Genomic DNA, 5454 nt, shown 5'->3' on the forward strand with positions numbered 1-5454 from the left:
TTGACGAGGTAAAAACCACTTATCATTACGATTTAAATGGCTATTTAATTGAAAAACACGAGTATGGTAACCAACATGATGAAAAACCGCTCATTACCCGCTACCAACGTGATAGCCGTGGAAAACTCATCGTAAAAGAGCTAGCTGATGGCATAAAAGAGCACTATAGTTACAATCAGAATGGATTATTAACACAAATACTCGATGGGCAATCGGTTTTAGGATGGGAATATAATAAAGTTGGTCGTTTAACGGCCGAGCACCAAAACTGGGCGACTATCCGCCATCGCTACGATGAAATCACCGGCTTACTCAATGGCACTAAACTGCCCGATGGGCAATGGTTAGAATATCATTACAATCAGGGTCAGCTACTGGGGATGACACTCGACCACCAGCCATTAGCCGCTTTTCGTTGGGATAAACAAGGGCGAGAGTATGAACGCCGTCAGGGTAATGGGCTGGTTAACCGTTACCAGTATGACCCGCTAGGGCAACTTATTGCCCATCAACGTTATCATGGTTATGATATCAGCACCCAGACCTCGCCAACGCCAATTTGGCAACAGCAGTATCACTATAATCCTAACGGACAGCTTGCCGAAATCACCGGACATCAGCCACGCCGTTACCGTTATGATAACGCCGGTCAATTACACACAGTGACTTATCCTGAGGTCAATCCCGAGCAGCATCATGCTGAAAAAGTCGAGCAGTTTGATTACGACCCAACGGGCAATAAAATCAGTGAAACCCAAGCGCTAGCCCCTATGCCTTTTCATGCCAATATCGCCAAAGGCAACCGATTAACCTTTTTTAGTGATAAACACTTTGAATATGACCGCTTTGGTAACCTAATTGCCGAAAAGCGCGGAAAAAACCACCGTCTGGTTACCCACTATGAGTACGACTGCCGGCATCGACTTATCAAAGTGATTAAACCGACGGGGCTTATCATCACTTATACTTATGATGCCTTTAACCGTCGTACCAGTAAAACGGTAGACGGCAAAACCACCGAATTTATCTGGCAAGGTAGTCGGCTTATTGCCGAGACCGATAACGATAAACACTGGCAAAGCTACCTTTACGAGCCAGACTCTTACCGCCCATTAGCCCTTGTGCACGGCAATGCGCAGCAAGACAATATCAAACTCTACTGGTACCAAAACGACCACCTCGGCACACCCATAGCCCTTACCGGCAGCTTAGGTGACACGCTCTATGAATGCCAGTATAATGCCTATGGTCAGATAATAAACGAAACCTACCATCAGGACGATATAGATTCCCTGCCGGATAATCCGTTACGGTTCCAAGGGCAATATTATGATGAGGAGACGGGGTTACATTACAACCTAAACCGTTATTACGACCCGTTTATTGGCAGATATATCACCCAAGACCCACTAGGTATACTGGGTGGGTTAAATAGTTATCAATATGCCGGTAGTGATCCGATAAATTGGATAGATCCGTTAGGATTGATTAAGGTTGAAAATAGTGGATTTGAAGGGGTTGCAGGAAAAGAAAAGATAGGTATTCCAACCACTACCGCTAAGGATCCATTAAGTCCTGTTCAGCAGTATGATGCATATGGTAATGAAATTGTGTATAGAACTATGTCGCAAGAACATTATGAGCAATTTTTAAATACAGGAAAAATGCCTCCAACAACAGAGACTTCCATTTCTCCAGTTTTAGGATATTCATCAAAATATAATGGAGTAACCGTAAAAATTGTGGTTAAACAAGGAACATTTTCTAAACTACAAGAAATAGGTATTGCAGCAAATTCTGCAGCAGCAAAAATGTTTCCTAATATGTCGATTAAAACTGGAAAATGGATGAAAACCAATACTCGTTTTAAAGTTGAAGGTGGGCAAATGACAACCCAACTTGGACAAGGTAGAGGTATAGAAATTTTTAATGAAAATATTGTTCATTTTGAAAAAGTAAAATAAAGGTAAAAATATGCTATTAAAATTAGAAAATTCAAAAGTACCAATGAAAATGGTGTACCTTCTTTCAGAAAAATTAAAAGTAAATCCAGAATATGCTTCTTTGACTCAAGCTTTAACACTTGATCATACAAAGCCTTACGTTGGATTAAATGGCACTAATGGTCTTTTTGGTACAAAGGAGTGGTGGAATAGTATTGAGCAAGGGAGAATCCCTTTATTATTTATTTCTGGAATAATAAAAAAAGCTTATGTAGCAGGACAAGATCCCTCAAATTTTAATAATACAGTTGATTTATTACTTGAAGATGGAACAATTCAATCTGTTGGTATTTATGCCAACAAAAAAAAAGATTCCAAGCTGTTTAAGATTGGCTATAGCGCAAGTATTGTATATGCGTTAGATGAGCTAAAACCTCAGGCAGCGCTAAATTTCGGACAAAAATATAATCAAATCGCTTTAGAAATGGCAGTTTCATTAGAGCCTGTAGAATAAGTTCCAATTTAGATTCAATTTAACATATCAAATCGGCAAGGCAAGCTTAATACTTAGCTTACTTTGCTAGATTTAAATCATTATTGTGTCAACTAACTATTTGCTATGATGTTATTAGCGTTAATATTATGATAAACCCAAACGTTTTTTGGTGGCAAATACTTTGAGTATAATTGCTTTGGTAACCTGATTGTGGAAAAACGTGGAAAAGGCCACAGTCTAATAAACTTATTGCCGAGACCGATAACGATAAACACTGGCAAAGCTACCTTTACGAGCCAGACTCTTACCGTCCCTTAGCCCTTCTTGTGCATGGTAATGCCCAACAAGATAACATCAAACTCTACTGGTATCAAAACGACCACCTCGGCACACCCATAGCCCTTACTGGCAGCTTGGGTGACACGCTCTACGAATGCCAGTATAATGCCTATGGGCAGATAATAAACGAAACCTACCATCAAGACGATTTCCATGCCCTGCCGGATAATCCGTTGAGGTTCCAAGGGCAATATTATGATGAGGAGACGGGGTTACATTACAACCTAAACCGTTATTACGACCCATTTACCGGCAGATATATCACCCAAGACCCACTAGGCATACTGGGTGGGTTAAATAGTTATCAATATGTCAATGGTGATCCGATAAATTGGATAGATCCGTTAGGGTTGATTAAGGTTGAAAATAATGGGTTTGAGGGAATAAATGCTGCCAATAATATTGGATCTTCTCTAAAATTAGGTGAAACGCAAGCAATTAACGGAGTAAGTGTCACAAGAGTTGGGCGGTGGATGTCTCTCCAAGAACTTGAGCAAATGCAAAGTACAGGGAAAGTTGTCCAAGGTGGAGGTGGACAAACCTTTATCTCTATTAATGGAGCCAATGATTTTAAAGGCGTAGCTGCAAATGGCTCAGTTTATGTAGAATTTGATGTCCCAACTAATAGTTTAATTCAAGGAGGTAAAGAAGGATGGTATAAATTGTTAGGTTCTGATGCAAAACTTTCACAAAAATACCTTTTAAATAAACAAGGTGGAACTCTGACACCAAATGTAAGTAACATTAGAATAGTCGACAAAAAATAGGAGGTATAAAATATGGATATAAATTATTTTAAAAAAGAATTAGCGCCTAGATTGAAAAATTATAAATTAACTTATAGTTCATATCCCAATGGGGATTTTGGTTCTATGGAACGAGTGGTCATAGAAGGAAATAATAAAATTGCTGGTATTGATTTTTGGTCGAAAGGTTGGTTAAATATTGATATTTATGATTTAATTTTAGATGATCAAATAATGAATATCTTGTTGGAACCATCTGAAATAAGGCAACAAAATAATGCTATTCTAAAATTTATAGAAATACTTTTAAATGAAAAATAAAATTGAAATTATTTATGGTGATATTACTAAAATCACAGTTGATGCTATTGTCAATGCAGCGAATAGTTCTCTATTAGGTGGAAGCGGTGTTGATGGTGCTATTCATCGTATAGGTGGTAAACAAATTTTAGAAGAATGTCAAAAGATACGATCTAAACAAGGCGGTTGTAAAGTTGGTAATGCTGTTATTACAACAGCAGGAAATTTACCTGCTGAATATGTAATTCATACAGTAGGGCCTCGTTGGAGTGGAGGAAATAATAATGAAGTTGAATTATTGAAGAACTGTTATTTAAATTGCTTTAAACTTGCTTATGAGAATAATGTAAAAACTATTTCTTTTCCTAATATAAGTACAGGAATTTATAAATTTCCCAAAGATAAAGCTGCTGAAATAGCATTGCAAATAGTTAAATCTAGTTTATTTAAATATCATAATTTAGAAAAAATAAATATTGTCTGCTATGAAGTTGATAACTATGAAATTTACTGTTCACTAATGCAATAATTTTTTTATGATAATGAGCATAAAATTACACTTCTGTTACAGTTGTATTTGAACTATATCGCAATTTCCACCCAATTGCTCTGATCAGTTTTAACCACTATAAAAATATCGGCATAAAAAGCAATCTGTTCAAACTAACGTCTTTTTGAAGTTATTCAGGGCAATTGTGGCTGGCAATACCAGTATAACGAGTATGGTGAACGCACGGAAGCGATAAGTCCAGAAGGTAAGATGACATGCTATAAATATAATCAAAATAGGCAAGATAATTGTATTCATTACCAGCATAATGCCTTAGGACAAATCACAAAAATCACCTACCCGAATAACACCACTCGTGAGTATCAATACAACGCTTATGGCAAAGTGACTTGGTTTAAAGATGAAGCGGGTAAAGTCACAGAATATGACTACGCTTCGCCATTACATTTAATGACCGAAAAGCGGCTGCCAGATGGCGAACGGCTGAAATTTCGTTATGATAATATCCATCTACAAATCAGTGAAATTGAAAATCAGAAAGGGGAACGTTACCGCTTCAGCTACACGCCAACGGGGCAATTGAGTGAAGAAATTGGTTTTGACGAGGTAAAAACCACTTATCATTACGATTTAAATGGCTATTTAATTGAAAAACACGAGTATGGTAACCAACATGATGAAAAACCGCTCATTACCCGCTACCAACGTGATAGCCGTGGAAAACTCATCGTAAAAGAGCTAGCTGATGGCATAAAAGAGCACTATAGTTACAATCAGAATGGATTATTAACACAAATACTCGATGGGCAATCGGTTTTAGGATGGGAATATAATAAAGTTGGTCGTTTAACGGCCGAGCACCAAAACTGGGCGACTATCCGCCATCGCTACGATGAAATCACCGGCTTACTCAATGGCACTAAACTGCCCGATGGGCAATGGTTAGAATATCATTACAATCAGGGTCAGCTACTGGGGATGACACTCGACCACCAGCCATTAGCCGCTTTTCGTTGGGATAAACAAGGGCGAGAGTATGAACGCCGTCAGGGTAATGGGCTGGTTAACCGTTACCAGTATGACCCGCTAGGGCAACTTATTGCCCATCAACGTTATCAT

The 5454-nt window shown here is 38.3% G+C and carries 5 protein-coding genes and 1 pseudogene; all 6 read left to right on the forward strand.

Annotated elements, in window-relative coordinates:
- Window positions 1-1964 (forward strand): RHS repeat-associated core domain-containing protein (locus A9G41_RS10995; protein WP_143425462.1); only part of this gene is annotated, 1964 nt, incomplete at its 5' end.
- Between the two features lie 10 nt (window positions 1965-1974).
- Entirely contained in the window at window positions 1975-2457 is a 483-nt protein-coding gene (locus tag A9G41_RS11000; protein WP_075539675.1) for a hypothetical protein, read from the forward strand.
- Window positions 2458-2765: 308 nt separating this feature from the next.
- Window positions 2766-3545, forward strand: a complete 780-nt coding sequence (locus tag A9G41_RS11005; protein ID WP_075539350.1) for an RHS repeat-associated core domain-containing protein — start codon at window positions 2766-2768, stop codon at window positions 3543-3545.
- A 12-nt stretch (window positions 3546-3557) separates the two neighbouring features.
- Window positions 3558-3845 carry a hypothetical protein gene (locus tag A9G41_RS11010; protein ID WP_075539351.1) on the forward strand — a complete coding sequence of 96 codons (288 nt, stop codon included), beginning with the start codon at window positions 3558-3560 and terminating at the stop codon, window positions 3843-3845.
- Entirely contained in the window at window positions 3835-4353 is a 519-nt protein-coding gene (locus A9G41_RS11015; RefSeq protein WP_075539352.1) for an O-acetyl-ADP-ribose deacetylase, read from the forward strand. Before A9G41_RS11010 ends, A9G41_RS11015 begins: the two co-directional genes overlap by 11 nt.
- Before the next feature lie 231 nt (window positions 4354-4584).
- Window positions 4585-5454 (forward strand): annotated as a pseudogene (locus A9G41_RS11020) (RHS repeat protein); the annotation flags it as partial.

Origin of the sequence: Gilliamella sp. Nev5-1, assembly GCF_001690895.1 — a bacterium.
GTDB classification, from domain to species: domain Bacteria; phylum Pseudomonadota; class Gammaproteobacteria; order Enterobacterales; family Orbaceae; genus Gilliamella; species Gilliamella apicola_C.

Coding starts and splice junctions, on each gene's coding strand:
- A9G41_RS11000 (WP_075539675.1), top strand. CDS start 1,975: ATGCTATTAAAATTAGAAAATTCAAAAGTACCAATGAAAATGGTGTAC.
- A9G41_RS11010 (WP_075539351.1), top strand. CDS start 3,558: ATGGATATAAATTATTTTAAAAAAGAATTAGCGCCTAGATTGAAAAAT.
- A9G41_RS11015 (WP_075539352.1), top strand. CDS start 3,835: ATGAAAAATAAAATTGAAATTATTTATGGTGATATTACTAAAATCACA.